Source organism: Pseudomonas putida, from assembly GCF_030159595.1.
Lineage (GTDB): Bacteria > Pseudomonadota > Gammaproteobacteria > Pseudomonadales > Pseudomonadaceae > Aquipseudomonas > Aquipseudomonas putida_AC.
In genome coordinates this window covers 90,389-113,840 of record NZ_BSKJ01000013.1, presented here as the reverse complement: position 1 = coordinate 113,840, position 23,452 = coordinate 90,389, and the positions used below count along the sequence as shown (strand labels likewise).

General features: G+C 52.1%; 21 protein-coding genes and 5 pseudogenes. 11 read left to right on the top strand and 15 right to left on the bottom strand.

The window, feature by feature from the left end; all coding sequences use genetic code 11:
- Positions 1-374: 374 nt before the first annotated feature.
- Together QQL85_RS23930 and QQL85_RS23925 are read right to left on the bottom strand one after the other, a co-directional pair.
- A pseudogene (locus QQL85_RS23930) lies at positions 375-1,148 on the bottom strand (alpha/beta hydrolase).
- Positions 1,149-2,173: 1,025 nt separating this feature from the next.
- A complete protein-coding gene (locus QQL85_RS23925; RefSeq protein WP_284356860.1) occupies positions 2,174-3,028 on the bottom strand; it encodes an HNH endonuclease in 855 nt (284 codons plus the stop codon).
- 571 nt (positions 3,029-3,599) lie between these two features.
- Here QQL85_RS23925 and QQL85_RS23920 point away from each other — a divergent pair.
- Together QQL85_RS23920 and QQL85_RS23915 are read left to right on the top strand one after the other, a co-directional pair.
- Positions 3,600-4,322 carry a hypothetical protein gene (locus tag QQL85_RS23920; protein ID WP_284356861.1) on the top strand — a complete coding sequence of 241 codons (723 nt, stop codon included), beginning with the start codon at positions 3,600-3,602 and terminating at the stop codon, positions 4,320-4,322.
- 865 nt (positions 4,323-5,187) lie between these two features.
- A complete protein-coding gene (locus QQL85_RS23915; protein ID WP_284356862.1) occupies positions 5,188-6,015 on the top strand; it encodes a hypothetical protein in 828 nt (275 codons plus the stop codon).
- Between the two features lie 296 nt (positions 6,016-6,311).
- Here QQL85_RS23915 and QQL85_RS23910 read toward each other — a convergent pair whose 3' ends face one another.
- From QQL85_RS23910 to QQL85_RS23885, 6 genes are all read right to left on the bottom strand, one after another.
- Positions 6,312-6,875, bottom strand: a complete 564-nt coding sequence (locus QQL85_RS23910; RefSeq protein WP_284356863.1) for a hypothetical protein — start codon at positions 6,873-6,875, stop codon at positions 6,312-6,314.
- Between the two features lie 218 nt (positions 6,876-7,093).
- Positions 7,094-7,585, bottom strand: coding sequence for a KilA-N domain-containing protein (locus tag QQL85_RS23905; RefSeq protein ID WP_284356864.1), 492 nt, complete (start codon positions 7,583-7,585; stop codon positions 7,094-7,096).
- 247 nt (positions 7,586-7,832) lie between these two features.
- Positions 7,833-8,843 (bottom strand): hypothetical protein, encoded by a 1,011-nt coding sequence (locus QQL85_RS23900; RefSeq protein ID WP_284356865.1) that lies wholly within the window; start codon positions 8,841-8,843, stop codon positions 7,833-7,835.
- A 198-nt stretch (positions 8,844-9,041) separates the two neighbouring features.
- Positions 9,042-9,725, bottom strand: a complete 684-nt coding sequence (locus QQL85_RS23895) for a metallophosphoesterase family protein (protein WP_284356866.1) — start codon at positions 9,723-9,725, stop codon at positions 9,042-9,044.
- 26 nt (positions 9,726-9,751) lie between these two features.
- Positions 9,752-9,997, bottom strand: a complete 246-nt coding sequence (locus tag QQL85_RS23890) for a hypothetical protein (protein ID WP_284356867.1) — start codon at positions 9,995-9,997, stop codon at positions 9,752-9,754.
- A 116-nt stretch (positions 9,998-10,113) separates the two neighbouring features.
- On the bottom strand, positions 10,114-10,434 hold the full coding sequence (locus QQL85_RS23885) for a hypothetical protein (RefSeq protein ID WP_284356868.1): 321 nt from the start codon (positions 10,432-10,434) through the stop codon (positions 10,114-10,116).
- Positions 10,435-10,670: 236 nt separating this feature from the next.
- Between QQL85_RS23885 and QQL85_RS26870 the strand changes: the two genes are divergently transcribed.
- The gene (locus QQL85_RS26870) at positions 10,671-11,003 is read left to right on the top strand and encodes a DUF7693 family protein (protein ID WP_284356869.1); all 333 of its coding nucleotides are present in this window, start codon (positions 10,671-10,673) and stop codon (positions 11,001-11,003) included.
- Positions 11,004-11,212: 209 nt separating this feature from the next.
- On the opposite strand, the gene QQL85_RS23875 is transcribed toward QQL85_RS26870, so the two are convergent.
- Positions 11,213-11,422: a hypothetical protein gene (locus QQL85_RS23875; RefSeq protein ID WP_284356870.1), complete on the bottom strand. Its 210-nt coding sequence runs from the start codon at positions 11,420-11,422 to the stop codon at positions 11,213-11,215.
- 1,013 nt (positions 11,423-12,435) lie between these two features.
- On the opposite strand from QQL85_RS23875, the pseudogene QQL85_RS23870 reads away from it, so the two are divergent.
- The 3 genes and pseudogenes from QQL85_RS23870 (at position 12,436) to QQL85_RS23860 (ending at position 15,726) form a co-directional block, all read left to right on the top strand.
- Positions 12,436-13,928 (top strand): annotated as a pseudogene (locus QQL85_RS23870) (recombinase family protein).
- Positions 13,928-14,824: a ParB/RepB/Spo0J family partition protein gene (locus QQL85_RS23865; protein WP_284356871.1), complete on the top strand. Its 897-nt coding sequence runs from the start codon at positions 13,928-13,930 to the stop codon at positions 14,822-14,824. The pseudogene QQL85_RS23870 and the gene QQL85_RS23865 overlap by 1 nt, the downstream one beginning before the upstream one ends.
- Positions 14,821-15,726 carry a plasmid partitioning protein RepB C-terminal domain-containing protein gene (locus tag QQL85_RS23860; RefSeq protein WP_284356872.1) on the top strand — a complete coding sequence of 302 codons (906 nt, stop codon included), beginning with the start codon at positions 14,821-14,823 and terminating at the stop codon, positions 15,724-15,726. The genes QQL85_RS23865 and QQL85_RS23860 overlap by 4 nt, the downstream gene beginning before the upstream one ends.
- Before the next feature lie 109 nt (positions 15,727-15,835).
- Here the strand turns inward: QQL85_RS23860 and QQL85_RS23855 are convergent, their stop codons facing one another.
- Entirely contained in the window at positions 15,836-16,045 is a 210-nt protein-coding gene (locus tag QQL85_RS23855) for a hypothetical protein (protein WP_284356873.1), read from the bottom strand.
- A gap of 217 nt (positions 16,046-16,262) precedes the next feature.
- Here QQL85_RS23855 and QQL85_RS23850 point away from each other — a divergent pair, with 217 nt between their 5' ends.
- A complete protein-coding gene (locus QQL85_RS23850) occupies positions 16,263-16,661 on the top strand; it encodes a hypothetical protein (protein ID WP_284356874.1) in 399 nt (132 codons plus the stop codon).
- 182 nt (positions 16,662-16,843) lie between these two features.
- On the opposite strand, the gene QQL85_RS23845 is transcribed toward QQL85_RS23850, so the two are convergent.
- The 3 genes from QQL85_RS23845 to QQL85_RS23830 all read right to left on the bottom strand — a co-directional run bounded on the left by QQL85_RS23845 (position 16,844) and on the right by QQL85_RS23830 (position 19,696).
- The gene (locus QQL85_RS23845; RefSeq protein ID WP_284356875.1) at positions 16,844-17,119 is read right to left on the bottom strand and encodes a hypothetical protein; all 276 of its coding nucleotides are present in this window, start codon (positions 17,117-17,119) and stop codon (positions 16,844-16,846) included.
- A 780-nt stretch (positions 17,120-17,899) separates the two neighbouring features.
- Positions 17,900-19,258, bottom strand: coding sequence for a DUF4041 domain-containing protein (locus QQL85_RS23835; RefSeq protein ID WP_284356876.1), 1,359 nt, complete (start codon positions 19,256-19,258; stop codon positions 17,900-17,902).
- A 189-nt stretch (positions 19,259-19,447) separates the two neighbouring features.
- Positions 19,448-19,696 (bottom strand): hypothetical protein, encoded by a 249-nt coding sequence (locus tag QQL85_RS23830; protein ID WP_284356877.1) that lies wholly within the window; start codon positions 19,694-19,696, stop codon positions 19,448-19,450.
- 191 nt (positions 19,697-19,887) lie between these two features.
- Here QQL85_RS23830 and QQL85_RS23825 point away from each other — a divergent pair, with 191 nt between their 5' ends.
- On the top strand, positions 19,888-20,274 hold the full coding sequence (locus QQL85_RS23825; protein ID WP_284356878.1) for a helix-turn-helix domain-containing protein: 387 nt from the start codon (positions 19,888-19,890) through the stop codon (positions 20,272-20,274).
- Positions 20,275-20,320: 46 nt separating this feature from the next.
- Here QQL85_RS23825 and QQL85_RS23820 read toward each other — a convergent pair whose 3' ends face one another.
- Complete coding sequence (locus QQL85_RS23820) at positions 20,321-20,551, bottom strand: hypothetical protein (RefSeq protein ID WP_284356879.1); 231 nt, start codon at positions 20,549-20,551, stop codon at positions 20,321-20,323.
- Positions 20,552-21,240: 689 nt separating this feature from the next.
- The gene (locus tag QQL85_RS23815) at positions 21,241-21,606 is read right to left on the bottom strand and encodes a histone-like nucleoid-structuring protein, MvaT/MvaU family (RefSeq protein WP_180688407.1); all 366 of its coding nucleotides are present in this window, start codon (positions 21,604-21,606) and stop codon (positions 21,241-21,243) included.
- 436 nt (positions 21,607-22,042) lie between these two features.
- Here QQL85_RS23815 and QQL85_RS23810 point away from each other — a divergent pair.
- From QQL85_RS23810 to QQL85_RS26865, 3 pseudogenes are all read left to right on the top strand, one after another.
- Positions 22,043-22,313 (top strand): annotated as a pseudogene (locus tag QQL85_RS23810) (SDR family oxidoreductase); the annotation flags it as partial.
- A gap of 316 nt (positions 22,314-22,629) precedes the next feature.
- A pseudogene (locus QQL85_RS23805) lies at positions 22,630-23,157 on the top strand (type 1 glutamine amidotransferase domain-containing protein).
- Positions 23,158-23,186: 29 nt separating this feature from the next.
- Positions 23,187-23,341: pseudogene (locus QQL85_RS26865) on the top strand (NAD(P)-dependent oxidoreductase); the annotation flags it as partial.
- Positions 23,342-23,452: the final 111 nt, after the last annotated feature.

Genomic DNA, 23,452 nt, shown 5'->3' with positions numbered 1-23,452 from the left:
GACAAGAGGTAAAGTTTGGCGAGTTCGAAAACACTTTTAAACCATTCATCGTAATTTAGGTTTGGTCTCTACCCAAAGGGCTGACTCAGCCCTTACACACGGTAGCCGCTCGCCAAAGCCGAAAAGGTTAAAACGCCGGCTCGTGGCGAATTGAACCTCTTGTCATCTGTGTCGCGTGGGGGAGTATCGTTGAATTCTGACCGCTGTTTTTTTTTAAGCGCACCAAACGCCCCTCCTAATCCAATTTCGCGAACTAGTCCTGAGTGATTACAGCATGGTGTCGAACGCAATTCCTTGGGTCATCGCGGTCATACCGATAGCTGCTGGATGTCCATGGATGCGATCGAACCAAAACGGAACTCACAACAGGTTGCTCAGGGTCTGAACATCCAGTAAAGAGCGGGTTCTTTGCCTACAGATGACAGACCTGCTCGATCTTTGACTGGCATTTGAGTTTTCAGCAGATAGTGCATGTCAGAGATTATAGATCTGTTATCACCGTAGTAATTATGACCTACCAAACTAGTATCAACTTTTGATGCATCAATGGTGTCCATCCCGCTGACGACCACCAACTCTCCAATTGTTTCGCCGGCGCGTTGATATCCATGAATCTTTTTAGATAGCCCCAGGGCTTTATCATTCGAAGATGCATATAGAGTTACGTTTCTCCCTGCACTAACCAGCTTCGGCGCTATATCTCGCTTGAACACCCTCGCGTCAATATCGGGTGCCGCAAGGATCACTCCTTTGACTTTTTTTGCCAGCTCAGGGTCATCAGATCCAATGCTCACTATTGATCGCGACAATGCTCTCGTACCCATACTGTGTCCTATCACGTAGACATTATCCGCTTGCGAGCTCCGCAAGAAGTCCAGTAAGAAGCTCTTCAGATCAGCTTCTGCCCATTCAACATTCTGTTCATCGACGGTATATGAAGGGATATTACCCTGCTACGGCCAGCTGAAAAATACAGGAACCCCGTTGAATTGAAGATCATAAGCCATTTGCGCGGTTCGCCGAGCAGCGTCTTCAAAACTGACATTAAAGCCATGGACAAAGACAAATGTATTTGAGTTAGCGGAATCGCCAAGCAAGTCGTTCACGTTATTGAAAAAATCCTCCCTTGTTGTTTTCTGCGCTGACATCAGAACTATGTGCTTTTCAGGATTTGGAGTAAATTCAAATCGCCACTTTGAGGGTGCCTCCATTTCCCCTATGCGATGATCCTTGGGAATGCTGACATAGCAATAGCCATGTGATAAATCGCCAGGCTCTGCTGTATATTCCAGCCGGGTAGCGATTTCTTGCGCTTTTCTGTTTGTGGAGTAGAGGACTTTTATTCGAGTAAATTTTCCATCGGACTCTAATATTTTGTATGCCGCTTCGAGTGCTTCATCATCATGATCGAAAAGGACGACTTTCTTGCCGCCCCTGTAGTATTTTTCTCTACAGGCAGCTCGAATTGTTCGACACTTGTATCTTCATGCACGCTTGTCGAACCTTCAGTAGGTAAGATCACTTTGTTTTGGTCAACACCTATTCCAAGCACGCAACTACTAAGAGAGAAAACTAGCGTCAAGGGAAGCGTAAAGCTTATAACCTTGGCAAATCGCATACCACCTCCTCAAATGAGTCGTCAAATGATGGACATAAGGCTAGTAAAGAATTCAAGACTCGATCAAACTCCTCACTGATTTTCATGCGAGAACATGGGCTTTCCTTCAAGTCAACAATGAATAGCTTCTACTACTGTAGCCAAGTTTTGGAAGCAAACGACAAAGAGGTTAGTTTTCTTTCTAATGGCTGGGCTCGGCTGGCCCGCCAAGCGCGTGCAGTTGGTAGTCAGTGACTGCCTGAAAGCTGTGTTCAGCTAACAGCCGCAGGCGCTCTCTCGTTACGATGGCAGGGGTCGACACCTCCGCCTTGCTGTAACGGAAACCCTTCGATGCCCTTCTGCGCAGCCTCTGTCAGCAAACGCGGTCATACATGGGGTACGTCAGCTCGACCAGTGTGCCGTTGGCGTACCTCGACCTATCCGGATTCAACATGCCCGTGCGGATGTGAACCGATTGAGCTTTGCAAAGCTCTAAGCACGGAGCTTTCCGGCTGCCCATAAGGTGCAGTTGGCGATGGTTTCTTTGATTGAAGCCAAAACGGTTACCGTATTCGCTCAGGGCTTGGATCCCACAATAGTGTGCAAGACACGGTGTTGCAGGTATATCTCCGCTTCCGGTTCAAAATCGACCTTATGTGAGTTGGCCAACTGATGGATATCTCGCTCTTTCTTGCTCAGTTTGGGATCGACTACCACGTTGCCATCAAGATCAAAGCCAAAAAGACCGTCATCCAACAATCGGTGTAGCGATGCAGTTAGAACGATGCCGTTATAGGGGTCAGTCAAAGCTGGATCATCATCTTCGCAGCTCGCCACCGGTTTAATGTGTGCTGCTTCCAACGCCCAAGCGGAACCCGTGATTGCACAACGCTTACCCCACAGAGCGAAGGTAGCCAAGCTGAAATAGCTCTGAAAATTCCGAGTTCGAGCTGGCCGAACGATAAAGTGCTCACCCCCCTCAAAACCCTCTGCTGTAAGATCCAACACAGCTCCGTTGAGGTGATCCTGACCAAGGGTTTCGAGCTTCTCGAAATGTACTTCAAGCCAGCCCCATGGCCTCAATAGATTTGGTTTAGCGCCCCCGTCCCGCCAACGAGCCCTACGCTGAGTTTCCCGTACCCTCTTTCCATTCTTTATGACCCAAAAAGCCTCACTTTCATTAGCTAGGAACGCAGCTTGCAGACCAATGAGCACGGAGACGTAATCACTAACCTCAGTACGGGCCTTAAAACCCCATCTGTATTCGGCTTCGATGCCCTTCCAGGGGAGGAAACACCACCCCGGAGAGGTCGAATAGCGACCAACCGGCACGAAAATAGTCGGATCCCCTGATCTATAGATTTTGGGCACACTCACGAGCTTTTCTAGGAGATCTACTCCCTTGCCCGCCATTTGCACTGTGGAAATCATGCGGTAAGCGCTACCTTTTTGCGTCGGCGTACAGAAATTCGACACCTTGAGCAGCGGAGTATAAATGTTAAAACGACATCACGAATCTAGCCGTCGGCAACTCGCCGCCGAGGGAAGCCGTGATACAAGATATGCTGCCAGCCTCACCAAGAGAAGCTAATCATGAAAGAGCTACAGACAGCCGCTGAAGACCTGAACGCCTCAGCCATAACCAGGATGCGCTACGCGCCGCCATCGAACAGCTAGCCAAATAGGATGGTGACCGAGGAGCTACCACGATCATCAGCAACGTGAATGCCGCTCTAGCCACAATAAATGACAACGTAAATGCAGTGCGTAATGGGATCGCTGAGTTGGTAGCCGCGAGCGTGAAGTGATCGCTTGTTGGCATCGTAGCGATTCATGCCGTGATGACTCAGGGTAGCGTCACCCTGTTAGCTACACTCCTTCGGCGCTCCCTGCCTGACAACAAGCCCCCTTCGGGGATGACCGAAGGTTTTGCGCCCCCTTGGGGTGGATGCCAACGAGCATCGCAGGATGCTGAATGTTCGAGTTTATAAAAGGTTGAGAAATGGTTCATCAAATAGCTTGGGATGCGGTCACTGGCGTAATCTCCAGTCCTTTCGTGCATGCGATGGTCGGTGCTCTGATTGGTGGATATTTCACAATGAAAGCCACGCACAAGACTTTTTTACGTACCGAGCTTGCTGCGAAAAACTCACGTGAAATAGCAGACCAGAAGGCTCACATTGATAGGCAGGTCATCGTCTTCAATACCAGCCAGCTGATTCTGGTAGAGGTATCGACTGCCTGGGAAGTCTATTCAGCCGAGTACGCAAAGGATCTCCTTGAACTTGAGGAGGGATCACCCTACGTCACGGTGTTTCCGATCGGCCAGAATCCATTCCCACTTTTTGACTCTGCGCCTGAGTGCTTGGCTGAACTCCCCCCGGAGACATCACGTCAGATCGTCCGATTCTACATGCGTGCTAAAGGCGTCATCTCCATGGTCGAGATGAACAACGCAGACACTGAGAAGGCGCTTGAACACGCACGCTCAGAAATGCTGCGACTTCAGGCACAGCTTGCAACTCAAGCACTCACTAGTGCGGAACGAGCTAGCAAACTTCAGGAATTTTACGAGAACGAAAGCTCTCGAATCTCACGGGTAATGGGGATGGGCTCAACTGCTGACGCCCTGAAGGTGCTTACGATTGAAGTCGATGACTTGGTAAAAGACCTCAAGGTCAGGCTAGCCAGCCTCCCCCGGCCGCATCTTGAATCTACGATCTGACTGAGCCGTACCGACCTTCAAATAGATTGTTTTGGACTGGGACAACGGCCCGAGCACGGTGCAGAGAATTGCTTCAAGCAAGTCCGTCCCTATTGTGATGAAGGCCGTCACCACACAATGCGACCGCAGGGGTTCGACTATGATCAATCTGAGCCTATTCCGGAGCGATTGGAGGCCATGCGTAAGTCGTACAGATCCATGGAGCCCGTACAGCAAATCATGGTTCTTACCCTATTGCACCTTTATCTCGAGGAGCGCGATAAGATTTTTCTCATCGGCGGAAGCCCAACTAAAATTTCTGTGGTAGAGGCTCTCGAAGCCCTTCGCCAGGATACCCAGGCATTTAAGATTTGGGCACACCTTGTAAGTCATTACGCCGGGCGGTAATCTCTCCGATCCATGACGAACGGCTGACACTGTTGGTGTGCTCAACCGCTGCCCTGCAAGTCACAACGTGGAGACCACGCGATTCCCTATTCGACTCCAACTTCGTGAATAAAAACCGCAGCCCCTGCGGGGAAACGCGATAGCTCTCCTGCCCCCTTCATCCGGTTAGATCCTACACCCGCACTTTCCCATATGGAGGAGAATAGGTAGCGCAGATCGGTGGAAGCGCCCAGCCAAATCTGGAAAACGAAAGTGCAACAATGTGCAGCTATGCGACCAGTCCAATCGTCTGACTAATCTCCAATCCAGGCGGCCTCTTCGATCCCGCAGCGGCGACATGCACATGGCATGGGATAGAGCGCTGACAGCCCTGGCGAAGTGCGGTAAGGTGCCGTGGGCAGTCACTCAACATAGCTACTCAGTAAATAATTTATTAAAAACGCGCCTGCAATGAATGAAATACAGGCTGAGAGAACTGATGGAAACCTTAACATTAGAAAAGATCGAAACACTGGCGATGAGATATAATCTGATTTTCGGCCCCTCAACAATCGCATCTGGCCCCAAGACAAAAACCTATAGGCTTGCCATTGGTTTCATCTTCCTTACAGTGATTCTCATGGGCGTATCGATCGCAGCGCAAGTAGCCGATTCGAATCTCACACTTCCCCTTAGCCTTACTGCCGCCATCTTCGAACTTATCGCGCTATACCTACTGGCGCGCAGGTACGAACCGCAATACCGGCAGTTCATGCTCCGAAAGCATTGCATTCTAGGCAATGAAAGCAATTTCTCAAAAAGCAAGCTCGAAGACTATAAAACTGTTTGGTTAAAGCGAAACGTTAACGCACCCGAGGCCTCTTATCTAGAGATCGTAGAAAATCTCAACAAAGTAATTGGCCTCAGCAAAAGCTTCAAAGAAAATGCGCTTACTCTTGGAGAAAATATTCTTAATCACATATTTAGCTTCAAATTGTTTCGCGGATTTTTTACCCTTGGCTTTGTCGGGCTCGCAATGAATGCTACGTTCCGAATACTGGACAACAATGAGAGCTTGAAAGTGCAAGCAGCTCCATACCTTCATAATCTCACAGCGTATACTGTTACCAGCATCATTCTTACCATCTATAGCGTGGTAGTCTTTGGCATGGTTGCACTAGCCTGGAGAGCTTCACGGGACTTCTACCTAGAGCGCCGTAAGGGAAAGTGCTCCAAAAACACCTTAAACTTTTTTGTTCAAGCTCTGCTAAAACGGGCAACCTTACCGATCCATGACGCAAGAATACCCATGAAGGCGGCGGCTTAAATTATGCGCATAACCGATCGATGGTGGTCGTCGCCACTCAGTACAGCGTAAGCTCCAGTGCTCCCGCTAGGACGCAGCCACAACCTTGGTGAATCAGGCGGAGGGCATAGACTGGAGTTCCCACCCTCACAGCGGACGCAATCACCTAGGCGGCCGTTGTCACGGGACAGGCCCAGCAGATCCTCTCAACCCTACCAATGCCTACGAGCAGTGGTAGGGGAATATGAGGGATAGCCAGGAGTCTAGGGGGCACTTGATTCGCCGCCCCCTATCGCCTCATCAGTCGCGCCTCCCGATCATGCGGCTTCCTCAGACTCGTTATTCGCCTTCGCTCGATTTACTTCCCAAGGCAAAGCAGGCTGAGAGCGGATTTTTTTGTATTTGCCCTTTGCAAACATGTAGGTCTGAAGCTCCTTGAAGCGTCGCTTCCTCCCAGATATCTCATAGGTGATCAGGAACGCTATCAGCGGCTTGTTGGCGGTCTGCCAGCGCTTGCTGATCTGTTCGATCGTGACCTTGAGATCGGTAACCCTGCTGTAGCCGATGAAGGTCTGGAACACTGCGGAATCAGTCTTTTTGAGCAGTTTGGTGAACTCGTTGATTTCGGTGTGGGCCCGCGTCCACTCCCACTCTACGAACGAAAGCGTGTCCGTGTCGCTATACCGAATCACCGCGTCTGTACGCCCCCCTTGCTCAAACAGGGCTCGAGCGCCGAGCAGTGTGGCACACTGCCGCACGACTAGGCCCAGATGGATCGTCCAGTCGGCACGTCCCGCTATGGCATGCACCTCAGATACCGGGAAGTCTCGGTACCAGAGACAATTAAACAACGTGATGAAATCCCGTTCGACTCGCTTCATGTGCTTCCTTATTGACTCAGACAACTCAGCACTTTTTCGGCTGAGCTCATCCAAAATTGAGTGACCCGGCAGCCACCTGATACGGTGCGTAGCATGAGCATGAGCGGATTAGAGTACAGGCCCAGATCCTGGCGATTGAGCAGGGACACTCCGGGCCTTGATTTCGCCTGCTTCAAAAACGACGAAGCCCGCACTAGGCGGGCTTTCGTTCGTCGATTTCAGTTGGGGTTATCAAGCCCCAATGTTAGCTGCAACTGATCCTTCAGATGGGCCACACGATACTCAAGGCGCGGCTTCTTATTGCGCCACTCAAGGAGCCCTCTTCCATGCTCGCTTGCCTCACGCCGACCTTCATTCAATACCTTGCAGGCAGCGTCGAAACGCTCTTTTAGTGATGAGTTACCACGCGCAATCCTGTCGATGGTTATGTCACACCAACGAGCGAGCTTACGATCGATCTCCCTGGCAAATTCCACTGCCACCTTCGGGTGCAGCCAGGTGTCGTCGGCACTGATCTGAGTAAGCTCCTGGGCATCCTCGACGCTGAGTGCCTGAGCAATATCTGCCAGGTACTCCTGCGTTTCAAGTGATCTCAACCAGGCATCTACGGAAGCCGAGTAAAGCTCCGCAACGTGACTAGCATTCAGCCACCCGCTGACGCTGAACACGATGGTTTTGTTTTGATACTCAACGTGGATCGAGTCTTTCATATCAGGGTTCCGCCATTTTCTATGGACGTGCGTATGCCTCACGAACGAGCGATCGCGATTGAATAGGCATAGGTACGCTTAGGATCAAAAAATGCCGCAGGAACGCGGCGAGAGGGAAAACCAAGACACAAAAAAACCGGCTAAAAAGCCGGCTTCTAAGTCTTGCTGATGCAGATACCACATCATAGGGTTTATATTGATTTAAGCGCACCTTTTTGGCAAGCCCTTAGTGAGGCCGTTTCCACTCTTAGGTCTTGGTCATCCATCGTAGGCAGGAATGGCAGATGCGAAGGCTCGAACCCAACGAGTCCTTGGTAATCTCAGATTGGTCTTTGTTTGTGGGGCGGCGACAGGTTTTGCAGCTCATCGTCCGGCCACGGTTTGAGCGGATGACGAGATTGGCGGGCTCACAGTTCAGATAGTCGCCATCCTGCATGACCACTTTTTTTCCTGGAATGCGGCCTTTCTGAGCAATCACCTCAGCAAGCGTGAGGGGCTGTTCCTCTGACTCACCAGCATAGATAATGCTGATTCTGGATCGATGGCCACGCTCCATGAAGAGCCCTTCCACAATCTGCTCAAGCCAATGCTGATGAGATCCTTCCGCAGCAAATTCCCTTGCGAGGTTTTCCTTTTCGAATGGCTTCAAGTTGCTGAATAGCGCTGCTGGCGACTGCGAACGAATCAGGGACTTCCAACCCACACTGATTTCGATCGTGATACCAAGCCTGTCTTGAGGGGTCTCCCCTGGGGGTAGCGCGAGCCATTGCTTGGGACTTCGGAACCCATCGGAGCTCAGTTGCGATCTCCTATCTAGGTAGATCCAGGTGTTCCCGCAAGGAAAGTACCCGTACAGCATCAGCTCTAACAGACGCGTCGTGGGAGGCGCTAGGTACTCTATCCCGTGGTAAACGCCCTGCCGGCTGAAATGGTATGCATTGTGGATTCGACGGTTAGAATCGGTAGGAGTGAGGAACTGACTCGCGGGCGGGTATTTGAAAATTTTGTCCAGGTGAGCGATGAACTGAGCCTCTGCTTCTACGGAGTCCAAACGATGACCCTCCAGCCCGAAGAGCTGCCACCAACGAACCGAAGCGTCATGCTCCATGCGCTTGCGCAGCTCAATCGCGATCTGGCGATCTAAGTACTCCTCTTCTTCATTCGAGAGGGATCTGGCGTCCTTGGCCTTGGCGCGCAGCCAAGCTCTGCTTTTTTCGTAGTCACTGTAAAACACTGGCACCTGACCTAGCGATGTCATGACGGGTAATGCTGCTGCATTTTGAACGGAGGAGATAGCTCCAACTTGGCCGCTACGAGTAGCAGGCGCGACTACACAACGTCGCCCTGCCCTGCCCTGCCCTGCCAGCTCAGCATAGAAGGCCCGGCGACGGCACAGCCGGACTCGGCGAGTCGGAAGCTTCGATGTCTATGACGAAGGGGATCACCGCACCACGACTCAGTTGATGACCGACCCATCGATAGCCATTATTGATCTGAACGCTACTCCGTGAGCCTCAAATCCCAGCCTCGGCCATTCAGACCTGTAGTCGAGAGAGTCATGATGATGCCCATGCACGACCATTTTCGCACCCATTGCCTGGGCGAGCTCATCGATCTCTGAATAACCGTGCGGGTGGCAGCTAGGAGCCTCGTGGCAAATCAGAATGTCCGCCCTCTCCATAGCGAGCGTGAAGTAGTCATCTGGGTAGATTGCAGAAAGCGCATGCTGCTTCTTCGTCGCAACGATGTCTTCGTGCTGAGGTCTGATCGCCAGGCGGTCGAGGTAGTCTGCGTAACTCTGGATGCCGGTATCAGGGCTGCCCGGTAGCCAGACTTGCGACTCGAATGTGCCACCTAGCCCCGCTATACGATATCCAGCAATCTCAACTACTCGGCCATGAAGGCTGCGTTCAGCAAGGCCGCAGCCATAGAGGTTATGCCAGTAAGCCGGGAACCCGGAATCGTGGTTGCCGTGGATGAACCAGATCTCAGTAATGTCGAAGATCGGGCGCAGGATCATGTCCAAGGGTAAGCTACATTCAAGGTCACCCAGGAAGACCACTGCCTCGGGACGGTGGAGCTTCACCAGCCGGATCACATGATCAAAGCGCCCATGTACGTCGCCCAGAAACCAAATCACTCGTTTCCCCTCCACGCATTCCTATATCACCACGGCGTGAACGACTTGATGATGTCAGTGATTTGCCTCCAGTAGCGGAGCAGCAAATAACCGCTGATGACAATCGCCTCTGGGAGCGCCACGTAAGCCACAACGGGGCTCACAAAACGGTCATCGATGCCGAGGACGAGCAGCACTCCGAGGCTAAGGATCGCGCACGGTATAAAAATTAACGTGAGAACAGTGAGAGCCACGCTAGCCACAAAGATTAAATCCATCAACGTCCTGAACAACAGTGATGCTCCTTGAAATGCGTCATGCACCATAGACAAATCCGACCAGCACATTGGGTCGCAGGATTTTACAGCGACACGTAGCCCCTGCGGGAAAGGACGAGTTCGATTGAGCTTCACGTAGGATCGCGCAGAGAGGCGTACCAGTCAGCATAGGGCGTATCGATTGCCTTCATGCGGTTGTAGTCCGGGCTGCTGTCGCTCCACCAGACAGGGCCTCTCTCACCTAGGGCCACTTTAGCCGCGTTGACCTTTACTCGTGCATTGCGAAGCTGCTCCGCATCATTCGAAGCCTTCGCTTCTTTCACGGCTCGCCGTGCCTGCATCAGGTCGTGCACGAGGTGCTGACGCTCTTCATCAGACAGCGCAGGATTGCTACAGCGCCAGAGCTGACCTTTGACTACGAAATAGCGACCGTCTGGTGTTGTGGTATGCATGGCGCAGATCTCGTGAGCTGTTACTTTACTGACAGCCGATGCGCGCCAGAATCTGCAAAAGGATCTCTGCCATGCGGGAAGCCCAGCCGAAGAGCAGCAACGAGTCTGCTAAATCCGCCAAGAGTACATTTGTACCCTCCAGGCATTACCATCAATCGAACCTGCCAGAGCTCTATGACGTCGCTCCTCTGTGCACAAGGTAATGTCCTCGATCGGATGACCGAGGAAAGCTGAATATGACTCTAGACGACTGCGATAACGCGCCCTCAGTCGCACTGACAGCCCGGGAAGTCTGTCAGGTGTTACGAGAGGTGGTGTTCGAGCGCCGGACAATGACCAAGGTAGGCAGCCTGAACTGGGAGCAGGTGTACGCCTGCCATTTCGAAGTGGATGTAGAGGGATGGCGGATCACGATCTACAACGACTGTGATGAGCTGGACTACTGCGAACGATGCGTGAGACCTGACGGACAGCGTTGGGATTTCGACTCAGGAGATCGGGCAGATCCTATCGCTCTGCTATCGACATGGGAGCATCAGAGCTTGGAGCGCATGTTGAAAGCCCTGTAGAGCAGTATGGGCGTGCCCTACGAGGCCCGGCTGTCGTGAACCGAGCCATCGCCTTGCGACGTCTTGGCCCTTCGAGCTTCCATCCGTCACGCCGGAGCGCTCCGCCCGCGATCCCTATCTTAATGACCGCTCCATAATCACTCGAGCCCGCTAGAACGGACTGCTCTTCCAAGCGGCGCCACTGGGTCAAGTGGTGCGGCGTTTATCAGCTAATGGCTGGTCTCGGATGGGCCGCCAAATGCTTGCAGCTGATAGTCAGTAACGGCCTGAAACCTATGCTCAGCCAAAAGCCGCAGGCGCTCGAGCTCCGCCCCGCCGACACCGTCGGCTTGTGCTTGGTGATACCGCTTCATAGCCTCCACGGCATCGGCGTACATCGGATGGTCAGGAGGCAAAACGCTGTTGAGATCCTTCACCATCCTAGCAATTCCCGAGTTTGTACGATTATCTGAATCATAGACTCGAATACGCCAGCCACTGCAGTAGCGGTTTCGGACTCATCGTTGCGAAGGTGAGATCTCATTGAGGACAGCCCCGTAATCAGCATTGCTGCGAATCGGCGGCCTAAAGACGCCAAATTTTGATGCACTGTGCCGATACGGCTAAGCGATCGGCTTTGAGCTATTGGTAGTCGACACGGCTTGGTACAGGAAATCTGCCCCGACGCGAAGCCGCTTGAGCACAGCTTCGGGTCGGCCATGAGGTAGTAGTGATACGGATCGCATCGAGCGCCTGCTATAGCGACATCTAAAGCGTTCGCAAAGCCAGACATTTCTCGCATCCCTACGTTTCCTGGCGAAGACATGACACCGACTATGCGATCTGCATCGATGGCTCACCAAAAGTAGACGCGACGCAGCCGAGGCTACTCATATCAGCCTCCAGCAAAGATTCTGCCAGGAAAACTCACGACGTGGCTGATAGGGGGCTGGGCCCAAGGCACGCGTCAATGAGCTCAGCAGTCTCAGTCAGTCGCTGGCTCAAAGCAGGAAGAAGCGCAACGGCGACAATCGATCTTCGTTGAGCAAGCTCAAGGACAATATGAAGAACGGCATCGGAGTGACGCATGATCTCTATGAGATGTAGCCCACTAGGCCCGTTGGCACCAGCAAGCCAATTCTTTGTCGTTCTCTCACTCGCGTTAGTCCAATTTCGCAGGGTCTTAATAGCTCTGTGTGAGTTGCCGAGCTCATCCAGCAAAGCGCTTGCCAGGGCATGGGCATACACCTCAGAGCTAATCGGAAAGAAATTGCCCATCTTCGCGATCATTTTTCCACCTCCTAAATTTATTATTTAGTAAGCGCCGGTAGGCATACAGAAGTCCTGCCTATCGTGTACCGGTATGCCATGAACCAACTGATAGGCCTGCCAAATGCGACCAAGCACATCATTAAGCGTACAAGCTAATAACAGAGCGGCGGCTTATGTCCGAATGTCGACTGAGCACCAGCAATACTCTACGGAGAATCAGCTAGACGCTATCAATATCTACGCGCAAACCCACCATCTTAATGTCGTGAAAATTTATACGGATGCAGGGAAAAGCGGACTCAGTTTAGATGGGCGCCAAGCTCTTCAACATCTATTGGCTGATGTCGAACTTAGGAGCAACGACTTTACTACCGTGCTAGTCTATGACATTAGTCGTTGGGGCCGTTTTCAAGACCCAGACGTCAGCGCAAGTTATGAAGTACGCTGCCGACAAGCTGGCGTCAGAGTAGAGTATTGCGCCGAACAATTTGTGAATGACGGCTCTCCTGCATCCAGCATCATAAAAAGCATTAAAAGAATGATGGCCGGCGAATACAGTCGCGAACTTTCTGTGAAGGTGTTTGCCGGACAATCACGTTTGATTCAGCTAGGGTATAGACAGGGTGGTACTGCAGGTTATGGTTTGCGTCGCCACCTCATAGACCAAACCGGCAAACCTAAGGCAACGCTGTGCCGTAAAGAATATAAGAGCCTTCAAACTGATAGAGTAATTCTCGCGCCAGGGCCCGACTCTGAGCGAGAAGTAGTGCTGGAAATATATAATTGCTTCATTAAAAAGCTCAAACAGAAAAAGAAATTGCTGACTCATTGAATAGACGCGGGTTACTCACCGACTTAAATAGGCCGTGGACACGCGGCGTAGTGCATCAAATTCTTGTGAACGAAAAATACATCGGCAACAATGTTTGGAATCACACATCAGGAAAACTAAAGATGCCTCGTGTCGCTAACCCCGCGAATGAGTGGATACGAGCGGACGCAGCATTTCCAGCGATAGTCGACCCCTCGTTATTCATTGCTGCCCAGGCAATAATTCAAGCTCGTGCACGCTCATGGTCTAACGAAGAAATGCTGATAAGTTTAAAAGACCTATTTCAAGAGCGAGGATGTCTCTCAGGTCTTATCATAGACGAACAGGAAGACTTACCATCAAGCAGCTGTTACAGGAAACGATTTGGCAGTCTGATTGACAGCTATCGACTCATTGGATATGAGCCGGCTAGGGACTATAGCTTTATAGAAGCCAATCGACATCTAAGAGAACGTTTTCCGGAGATTTTCACTGAGACGCAACAGAAGATTGAAGCTGTAGGAGGCCGAATCTCGGTAGATCCAAGCACTCAACTGATACTTGTGAATGATGAATTTACAATTTCGATTGTACTCTGTCGTTGCCAGCCAATAGGAGCAACTCGCCGGCGCTGGCAGGTAAGATTTGACTTTAGCCTTTTCCCGGACATCACCGTCGCCGTCCGCATGCTTCCAGGAGAGAGTGAAGTTCTTGATTACTATCTGTTTCCGATGATTGATCTGGTAGCGCCCAACTTGCGACTAGGGGACTCAAACCCCCGAGAACTGGAGCTTTACCGCTTCGAAAGCCTAGACATTTTGTCCACGCTGAGCAAAAGATTCCATCTCACGAGCGCCGCGTAATGAACGCGCCTCAGGAAGCTCCGCTGACGCTACACGTCGCCCGAGCCTCATCTATCGAGCAAATCCCCTTAGAGCTTATTAAGGTTATCAATCCTAGGCAACGCAATAAGAAAGTCTTCGCCAGGCTAGTTGAAAATATCGCAAATTTAGGCTTAAAGAGGCCTATAACGATAGCGCGCACCAGTGCAGGTTTCGACCTAGTATGTGGCCAAGGCAGACTGGAGGCTTTTAAGGCTTTAGGAGAGCGGAACATCCCTTGCGTAGTGATAACCGCTAGTGAAGTAGACAGGTATCTGATCAGTCTTGTAGAAAACCTAGCCCGACGAAAGCACTCGAACCGTGATTTGCTAGAAGCAATAAATTCGTTACATGATCGCGGATACACCACTAAACAGATTTCACAGAAAACCTGCTTAGACTACAACTATGTTGGTGGAATACTTATTTTGCTCAGACAAGGTGAAGAACGACTGATCAGCGCTGTAGAAAAAGGCTGGTTACCAATCCAAATTGCCATAACAGTCGCGCGTTCGGATGACACTGTAATCCAAGCCGCCATGCTTGAGGCATATGAGGATGGGTTACTGAAGGGCGAGCAATTAATGAAAGTCCGCCGCTTAATCGACAATCGTCGTGCGAGTGGCAAATGCTTCAACCATCAAAAAAGACCCGAAAAAATCACTACCTCCCGCCAGCTTCTTAACGCTTATCAATCAGAGGTGCGCAGACAAAGATTGATGGTAAAAAAAGCGGACATCGGTGAGCAACGTCTATTATTCGTGGTCACCGCACTAAGAAAGCTTCTCACAGACGAGTACTTTTGCTCCCTGTTGAGAAGTGAAGGTATTGAGGATATGCCGCAGGTTTTAGCCGATCGTGTCAAGGGGGAAGCATGAGCGAGGTTAAAAGCGCTTTTGATAGTAGGCTACTAACTGTGGCGACTTCCCAACTGCTGCCATCGCGAGCTGTCCAAGCAACCACCCTTAGCTCACCAAAATATCTAACTATACTAGCGTCCGTGCGAGAACTTGGAATTATTGAGCCCCTAGCTATCCACCGCGAGCCAATTGACTTAAACGAACAACCACCGAGATATTTAATCCTTGACGGACATTTACGACTAGCAGCATTAAAACAGCTAGGCGCACAACATGCGCTCTGCATGCTTGCCACTGATGACGAGGGATTCACCTATAACAGGCAAGTGAATCGACTGACACCCATCCAAGAAAGCAAGATGATTATTCAGGCGATCGAGAGAGGAGTATCAGCCGAGCGAATCGCTGAAGTCCTCAATATTAGAATTGAGCGGATCCATCTAAGGCAAAATTTACTAAAAGGAATAGCGCAAGAGGCCATTGAGCTATTAAAAACACGGATGGTTGGTCAACCAGTATTCCATATCCTTAGAAAAATGAAGCCAATGCGGCAGATCGAAGCTGCAGAAATGATGATTTCTGCAAATTGCTATACAGGACGTTATGCTCAAATGGTGTTGACCGCAACGAAGCCTGACGATTTAACGGAGACTAAGACCTCAGTAGAAGGGGTATCTGCTGAAAATATCATGAAAATGGAAAGAGAAATGGAAAGACTCTACCACGACTACCGGCTTGTAGAAGATACTTTGGGAGAAACGATGTTAGTGCTAGTTGTAGCTAAAGGGTATTTGACTAGGATTTTACGCAACGAGACAATTTCAGCCTACTTACAACGTTACGAACCTGACTTGTCTCGCGAGTTAATAGGGATAATGGATGCAGTCACAGCAGATGCGAGGAATCTAGAGCGGGAGTAACGGTCATACGAATCAATTTCTTGATCTTTATCGACTAGAGATCTCATTGAGTACAGCCCCGAAATCAATATTCCTACGGATCAGAGGTCTCACGATCGCACACCTCCCCCTAATGTACCGAGTCACCCAAGGTACAGGCTTTATGCAGTTGATAGTCGACCACGGTCTGGAATAAGTGATCTGCCTCGATGCGAAGGCGCTCGAGTTCAGCCTCGGGTCGTCCCTGCGCCGTCGCCTCGTTGTACGCTCTGATGGCCTCCAGCGCTTGCTTCAGTAGTGGCTCACCTGCTTCCGCCATGCCCAGCAGTGTTCTCTTCATTCCCAGGCCTTCGGATCATAAGTCAGCAGAGCCTATTACGGTACACCCCGCTCCTCCAAAGGTCATTGCAGACTCATATCGGCAACGCAATGATGCTCAAGGCTAAGTCTAGCGCTCGCGCCCCTTAGCCCCTCCGGGGATAGGCGATGCTAGACGATCCCGTGTACCCTGCCCGGTAGTCAGAGAGCACGACGCAACTAATTCAGGAAATGGTGAAATGGAAAAGACTGGGGTAGACGAAATCGATCGCGGCGAGGCCCTCTCAGGAGCACCTCGACATGACCTGCCTCTGTGTCCGAATCGGATGATCATCGCAACCGAAGCTGTCCGAGGCCCAGGTTTTGCCCTCGAGTTGCTGCGCGAGCACCTGCGCCTCCGTGCCTCAGCTAAGCTGGTCTTCTCCGAGTACGCCGACTGCTATTTTCTGCAGCTAGACGACGTCGATCGCTATCAAAACTCAAGAGTTGGAATGCTCGATGCTATGTCGACAATGCCTTTTCGCTCGAGCGAGATTTTCAGGCAAGAGATTTCGACCTGGACACCTGCGGATATCGCTCGAGTCGTGGATGCTGATGGCCTGAAAGCGCTTGCCGAGCTCGGACTGGTTTCCCCGTAACTTTGAACGTCTGCTTCGCCGAGATCAGAGCGGACGATGAAGTGAGTAAACGAAGCCCCCTGGCAAGCACCTCGGCACGGTTTAGTCTTGCAAGACGGTTTGCCCGGACGCTTACTCGTATGTTCGTCCCACGGGGCGATCTTCTGTGCCGCCATTCACCCTGAAGATTAGGCCTGAAAATATTAGGACTGATCGATCGCCAACTGCTTCCGCACTCTTTTGAAGCTGGAGGTGCGCACATATCTTCCTAGCAACCACACCCCTATTGATAACGCTGCTACGAGGAGGCAGATGAGAAAATTCCCCAGTAACTGACCAACTTGAAAAGGCGTCATATAGCCTTTGAATGCGGGTAACACAGATTTGAAAATCGTGCTTGCAATATAGATCCAAATGAGGACGGATACTGCATAAATAGGCAGTGAGACAGCAAGCCGAAATACCTTGTTGATGATCATTTGCTTCCTTTCAGGCTGAGTAGGACAGCCCATGATAAAGGCTTGTCGCTGCAAGTCCAGCCTGCAAAAAGCGGCACGATCAAGCCAAATCCCGTCGAGACCACGATTGCCAAGTCGACGCTGCCTCAATGACGGGGACGTACCCGTTGAAAGTAAATTGGTGTAAAAACCAAATAAGGCCGTGGGCGCTCGGATGTAATAACTGACTCTTCGCACGGGCGGCTCGCAGCTGCAATCATGAGTGTGACCCAGCCGACTAGGAACAATCGTTATGACCCTAGGCTGATCCCAAGGGTGACTTGACGCCCGTCTAAAGCTGCCAAGGCGTGCTCAGGCTTTGCGCGTGCTCGCCCAGGTCTATAAGCTGCATCCACTAATCCCGATTATCCGCCTCAGGAGACAAGCTTTTGTCTACAGATCCGTTGTGTCTCGTATTTATACCTACGCTTGTATCCCTGCTTAAAGCGGCAGAGGATTGCAAAGGCACACCGCTCAGCGAGGATGAGGTGCTTGAGATTCGAGATAATGCAACCGCGACAGCAGTGCCTTTCAGTGCCGCCGTTGCGTTGGAGAAAGAGCGGGGTTATGAAGACATCGTCCCAGAAGAGTGCTGGAATGAGTGGCAGCGAGTACGCTCATTCATCTGAGTCACCATTACTTAGCCGCTCGGGGCCCGAAAACGGCTAAGCCTCTCTCTCATGGGGCGATAACGATCTCGCGGACGGCTACTAGCCTTGGGTACAAACAGAGGCCACCCTTCCCGCGTGCAGGCATGCGACTTTAGCTCTGTGCTGTCATCCGCTCCGATTGGTGAATGGCAGGCTTGGGCAATTCCATGCGAAGGCTTTCACGGTACTGCTCTGCCGGCGCCTCATGGGTGACCTCGACGACAGCATCGTAATTTTCTCTAATGATTCTCTCGATCTCTGCAATGTCAGCCCGGAAGAATTCTTTGCGACCGTTGACCTTGTTGAGGCGGCCAGTAGCAAAGTGATCGTGGAGCTTTGCCTCCAACGCTGGTGCATTGTTCGAGAAAACCATCGCATGCACGTCGAACCAGAATGGCACCGATGCATCACCCAGCTCATCTACCCGATCCATGGGTTCCAGGCGGCGAGTCATGCCAATCTTGTAGATGCCCTCTCCGAACGCTCCCAGGTTAGAAATCACATACACATAACCGGCTTTGGCGTTCTGCTCGCGGTAATCAATGAGCTTTTCTTCGCTCTCGAGCTCGGCTCGACCTGCCTCAACTTCGGCTAACTTCACCAGCAGTGCCGAGCGCTCCTCATCAGACTGCACTTGCTCAAGACGAGCCTGGAGGTCGCGCATTGCCGTAGTGAAGTGCTTCCGCTCCTTGGCGATTTTCTCTCGCGCCGCGCGAATCTCTTGCTCGAGCTTCTGCTGCTCTCGCAGCTCTTCCCGGGCCCGTTTTGCCTCCTCCTTTTCTTCTTGCTTCTTGATCTGGAATTCATGAGCAAGGTGAAGCTCATCGAGCTTGAGGTCGAGGTAGATGCCGGATATCTCTACGCTCATGATCTTGCCTAGGCGATTGCAAGCTTCAAACGATTTGAGAATCCGCTTCTCGCCGAGCTCGACGTTGTCAAATTTCACGTTGGCCACGCAGGCATCAGCTTCATTGTTGAACGAGCGAATCACCAGCTTGATCATGTCGTTGACAAGCTTACGGCCTTGGGCCTGGCTATTGTTCACCGTCCAGTTCATGTTGCCGGTGGCCGCCTGCCCATTCTTGATCAGGACTTTCTGACGATCACGGACGTGATCCAGTCGAGCTTTGTACTCCTGACTGCTGGTTAGCTTGAACTTGGGCTCATAGAGGGCGAAGCTCTCCAGGAGCAACGTCTCTTCCCAAACGAGTATCTGCCCCTGCAGATCAGTGGTGCGCTGGAAGAGAGCAGCCAACTCCCTTTCAGCACGTTGGGTTTGCTCGCGTACACCCGTCAGCCTCGCTTGCTCTTGCGCAATCAGCTGCTGGATATTCACTACTTCCATGGCGCCGATCTTCGTAACGAGCTCTTGCAGTTGCGAATGCTGCAGCTGAAGCTCCGCAAGCTGTGTTTCAAGGGCTTCAGCACGCTGTCGATGGGCTGGGCCTTTCAGATAGTCGCTAAACGACATGGGTTCCTTCCTCGTTTGAGTCGAATGCTTAGAGCGGAGAAGCACGAGGTAGGTATGCGATCGCCCTACAATGATCTGCCGTGCGGAGCATTTCCGGCGTTAGCTCAATGCACCTCTTCCCTGCTGCGAATGAGCGTAACCGGAGTGAAATCATAAAGCCATCACGGAAGGCAGCAAGCGTGAAGGGAATTACGATCGTGCCGTGAAGCTCATATCAAGCTGCTGCCTTGCGTTACTCAACTCCGCCTCAGCTTGCCGTAGCTCTTCCTTGATGCCCGTCCACATCAAGACCAATGTGGCAATTTTCTCGCGGGAGGCCGCCAACTCCTCCCCCATTACGACAAGCTCGCTCTGGAGGAGGAGGCACTGCTGCTCCAACAGCTCCTCGCGCGAAAAGAAAGCGAAGCGGTCGTCGACGATCTCATCCGAGTTGTTCATAACGCTGTTCACTGCCAAGAGTACAAATGTTCTCCTACAGAGCTTAGCGAGATATACTGTATGCATCAACAGTATCTCGACGAAGTGGCTCGCCCCCATCAACAACCTAGCCAGCTAGTCGCGAAGCTCAGGGGGAACGGCGGGTGCAGCGTCAAGATCACTGAGGAAAGGCATATTCGAAGGAGCCGCACATGTCCTTGAAGTCATCATTCGCCATCGTCCTTCGAGCGCTTCGCTGCAAGCGCAAACTCTCGCAGCGCGACTTTGGTAATACGAGTCGGACGTTCTTGTCCAAATTGGAAGGCGCTCGATCAAGCCTGACGCTGGACAAGCTCCAGCAAGTGAGCCAACGACTTGAACTGAGCCCCTTGACGCTGCTGACTCTTACTCTGAGTCAAGAGACCGGCAAACCGGCGACCGACCTCATTCACGACCTTCGCTCAGAAATTGAAGGCCTGGAATGCGATGGGGGTGTGCCAGGCTTGGAAAACGCCGTCCATTGCATCACTGCTCGCAAGCCTCACGAACCCCAGGCCTCGCAGGCTCAGCAAACACAGCCCTACTTTCCAGTGCCTTGACTGCTAAGAACACTCGGGCGATCCGCCCGCTGGAAATGGCATCAGATCAATCCAGCCCAGGCTTCGATTCTGATGAGATTGTTGGCCACGGTTCATCATTGCTCCAGGTTTCTTCCAGGATCGTTTTGAACACGCCACTGAGCCCAGGGTGCTTACCCGATGCCTGTAGGTCTTTCACCAGGGCCCGCAGATCATCAGCCTCTTGGGCTGTCAGGATCAAATCACAATAGTGCAGCCCTTCCGTAGCTTTTGTGAGCTGAGCTTTGTAGTCCTGCATGGAAAAGCCTCTCTGTGCCTGGGCATCTGCCCGTTTGTTTGCGGCATGGAAGAACACCCAAACCGAACTTCGACATAGATAAGTGGCCTGGCGCTACTCGTAAAGCCTCTCTCTGTTCCGGTATAGCCTGTGAACCGAAATCCGCCGATCTCAGCTAAAAAAATTGGGGGCTGCTCTGAATTTGAGCACAAATGCAAATCTAGCCGGCCATAAGGCCGGAGGAAGCGACGTTTTTCAAAAGCGCCAAACCACAGCGGAGAAATCAAAACGTCAGGACAAGTTTCCTGATCAAAAAGCAGTCAGAAATTGTAGGTAGTAACTGACGTGCAAAGGCTGAAGCGCAGGAGCAGCGCTGGAGACGGTTAGAGAGCCCTGTCGCGCTGCTTTTTGTTGTTTACAAAATATATACTCCGTCCCGCAAAAAAAATTTCAAGGGGGTGCGTCGAAATATTTTTTCTAGTCGCTTTTCCTAACCCCCTGACACCTTCACAGAAAGCCCGTTTTTCTGACGAAGCTACTCAAGCCGCACACGCCCAAGCATCGGTCATATCCCGGTTGGGCGGGCTCATTGTCAGCTGGGCTGCGTATCAAGTGGCGTAAAGGAGCGACTCGTGCTCAGCAGATGAGACCTCATTCACGAGACGTAAAAAAACCCCCGCGAGCGGAGGTTTTGTGCATGCTATCACGACTTACTTAGAGACCCAGCTCTCAACCTCGTCAGAGCCGTACTCCTTCTTCCACTCCTTCAATCGCGAGTGGTTGCCGCCTTTAGTTTCAATGACCTCACCGGAGTGAGGATTTTTGTATTGCTTAACCTGGCGGGCGCGGCGCGGCGCTTTCTCTACAGCAGCAGGTGCTGCACGGCGGCCGGCCTGCGGATCCAGCAGGTTGATGACATCGCGGAGGCTGTAGCCGTACTTGGCCAGAAGATCCCGCAGTTTGGTCTCAAAATCGATCTCTTTCTGTAGCTCGGCGGAGCCTTTCATGGCTTCCAACTCGGCCAGTTGCGCGGCCAATTTTTGCTCGAGCTGTCGAAATTCTGCCAAACGCGACATGTGCGCACTCCCGTAATGTGTGGATGATCTTAAGAGGATCCTAACGCAGGTTAAGTTCAAACCCAAATGAAAATCAGGGCCACCAGCCTTCGGCTTGCTTGCTACTGCTCCAGCAACCATATTCTCAGTCCGGAAAGTCCACGGACAGGTCAATAAATTCCTGGATATTCACTTTTATTGGATCAAGCAGCTCGGTTTGTTGTATAGCCCAGCTAACTCACATTGCAAACGCCATTTGAGTTGCTTCCTCCGGAGGCGAAGCTTCGACTCTCACCTGAATGATGCTCGCAGTCGCTGAGCGCGCTCCCAGCCTTCTATATTTTTCATCAAATTCTGACGCAGCTTATCCAAGCGACGCTGCTGGTCAATCCTCTCTTTCCGCACTCGCTCCTCTTCAATCCGGCGATGGCTATACCAGCATACGGAGGTCGTGGTCATGATTGATCCAGCAACAGGCATGAAGGCGGGCGAGCGTCACTCCGTAGAGAACGTCGAATGCGCTCACCAGTTTCCAGGCTTCTTCCTTGATGGAAAATACTACCTCGGCCCCGAGCTACTCACAGCCGTTGGTTGGCTGGAGGGCAAGCGCTTCATTTACGACAACCTGGATGCTGCAGGCGAACCGATTTTTCCAGGTCGCGCAGCGGGAGACATTGAAGACGTGACACTGACCTTGGTGGACGGCACAGAGTTGAAGCTGAACAGATTGGACGTCAGCACCATGGCTGAGGAGGTTGAGGCTGCCGCTCAGTCGAATCCAGATACACCATTGAACCGCATTCCTGCGCGCTGGAATCCTCCGAGAATCTGCTCGCGCCAGCGGGTAGGCCGAGAAGCATGGAGGGCATCGGCTTAACCCCTAAAGACAAGATACCGCTGTTGCTGAGTGCGGCAGTCATCGGTTTGCTCGCAGGACTTCCCATCAATCATGCCCAACGTCGATGCCGCTGAGGCGTCGCCTTTGAACATCGCGCCGGGCCAGAGGCTTCCCCTGTCAGCCTTATCGAAAATGGAGATTCAATGATGAATGCACAACTGAGTGGCAAACGCGTGGCCTTCCTGGTGACTGATGGTTTTGAGCAAATCGAGCTAACCGAGCCGCGGGAGGCTTTGCAGAAAGCTGGTGCGGTGGTCGATATCCTCGCTGACAAGGACGGCGCGGTGCGTGGCTGGAATCACGACAAGCCCGCCGACGAATGCAACCTTCGAAAGTGCCCAACTCGATCTCTATGATGCCCTGGTGCTGCCCGGCGGCGTGCAGAACTCCGACACGATCCGCTTGATCCCCGGTGCGCAGAACTTGATAAAGAGCCACGACGCGACTGGCAAGCCGCTGGCCGTCATCTGCCACGGAGGCTGGCTGCTGGTGCCGCGTGCTTGGCCAAAGACAAGCGGATGACCAGCTACAAGACATTGCAGGACGACATTCGGAATGCGGGTGACGATTGGGTGGATGAGCAAGTGGTGGTGTACGGCAACCTGATCACCAGCCGCCAGCCGGACGATATTCAGACCTTCAACCAACAGTTGATCAAGGCACTGGCCGATTAGTACAGCTTCCTGCGCCACGCCCTCCGGCGATGCCTCAAGGCGCCTGGAGGGCTCGGGCTATTCGGACTGCGGTGAACAGAGCTACACCGGCAACAACCGACTCGTAGGTAAAATCGCCTTGATCACCGGCGCTGATAGCGGCATCGGGCGTGCGGTAGCAATCGCCTACGCTCGCGAAGGCGCTGGTTTACGACCTCAATGAACACTGGCCGGCATGTCCAGCTACACCACCATCTGCAAGCTGTAGAGTAACCTGAAACTCCAAAGTGGCGAACAAGCGTAATCGTCGGAGCTT

Excerpts from the sequence above, each read along its gene's own strand:
- QQL85_RS23855 (WP_284356873.1), bottom strand. The coding sequence starts at position 16,045 with ATGAAGAGAACACTGCTGGGCATGGCGGAAGCAGGTGAGCCACTACTG.
- QQL85_RS23845 (WP_284356875.1), bottom strand. The coding sequence starts at position 17,119 with ATGATCATCAACAAGGTATTTCGGCTTGCTGTCTCACTGCCTATTTAT.
- QQL85_RS23920 (WP_284356861.1), top strand. The coding sequence starts at position 3,600 with ATGGTTCATCAAATAGCTTGGGATGCGGTCACTGGCGTAATCTCCAGT.
- QQL85_RS23915 (WP_284356862.1), top strand. The coding sequence starts at position 5,188 with ATGGAAACCTTAACATTAGAAAAGATCGAAACACTGGCGATGAGATAT.
- QQL85_RS23865 (WP_284356871.1), top strand. The coding sequence starts at position 13,928 with ATGAACGCGCCTCAGGAAGCTCCGCTGACGCTACACGTCGCCCGAGCC.
- QQL85_RS23900 (WP_284356865.1), bottom strand. The coding sequence starts at position 8,843 with ATGACATCGCTAGGTCAGGTGCCAGTGTTTTACAGTGACTACGAAAAA.
- QQL85_RS23830 (WP_284356877.1), bottom strand. The coding sequence starts at position 19,696 with ATGAACAACTCGGATGAGATCGTCGACGACCGCTTCGCTTTCTTTTCG.
- QQL85_RS23925 (WP_284356860.1), bottom strand. The coding sequence starts at position 3,028 with ATGATTTCCACAGTGCAAATGGCGGGCAAGGGAGTAGATCTCCTAGAA.
- QQL85_RS26870 (WP_284356869.1), top strand. The coding sequence starts at position 10,671 with ATGACTCTAGACGACTGCGATAACGCGCCCTCAGTCGCACTGACAGCC.
- QQL85_RS23875 (WP_284356870.1), bottom strand. The coding sequence starts at position 11,422 with ATGGTGAAGGATCTCAACAGCGTTTTGCCTCCTGACCATCCGATGTAC.
- QQL85_RS23850 (WP_284356874.1), top strand. The coding sequence starts at position 16,263 with ATGGAAAAGACTGGGGTAGACGAAATCGATCGCGGCGAGGCCCTCTCA.
- QQL85_RS23910 (WP_284356863.1), bottom strand. The coding sequence starts at position 6,875 with ATGAAGCGAGTCGAACGGGATTTCATCACGTTGTTTAATTGTCTCTGG.
- QQL85_RS23885 (WP_284356868.1), bottom strand. The coding sequence starts at position 10,434 with ATGCATACCACAACACCAGACGGTCGCTATTTCGTAGTCAAAGGTCAG.
- QQL85_RS23820 (WP_284356879.1), bottom strand. The coding sequence starts at position 20,551 with ATGCAGGACTACAAAGCTCAGCTCACAAAAGCTACGGAAGGGCTGCAC.
- QQL85_RS23860 (WP_284356872.1), top strand. The coding sequence starts at position 14,821 with ATGAGCGAGGTTAAAAGCGCTTTTGATAGTAGGCTACTAACTGTGGCG.
- QQL85_RS23825 (WP_284356878.1), top strand. The coding sequence starts at position 19,888 with ATGTCCTTGAAGTCATCATTCGCCATCGTCCTTCGAGCGCTTCGCTGC.
- QQL85_RS23835 (WP_284356876.1), bottom strand. The coding sequence starts at position 19,258 with ATGTCGTTTAGCGACTATCTGAAAGGCCCAGCCCATCGACAGCGTGCT.
- QQL85_RS23815 (WP_180688407.1), bottom strand. The coding sequence starts at position 21,606 with ATGTCGCGTTTGGCAGAATTTCGACAGCTCGAGCAAAAATTGGCCGCG.
- QQL85_RS23905 (WP_284356864.1), bottom strand. The coding sequence starts at position 7,585 with ATGAAAGACTCGATCCACGTTGAGTATCAAAACAAAACCATCGTGTTC.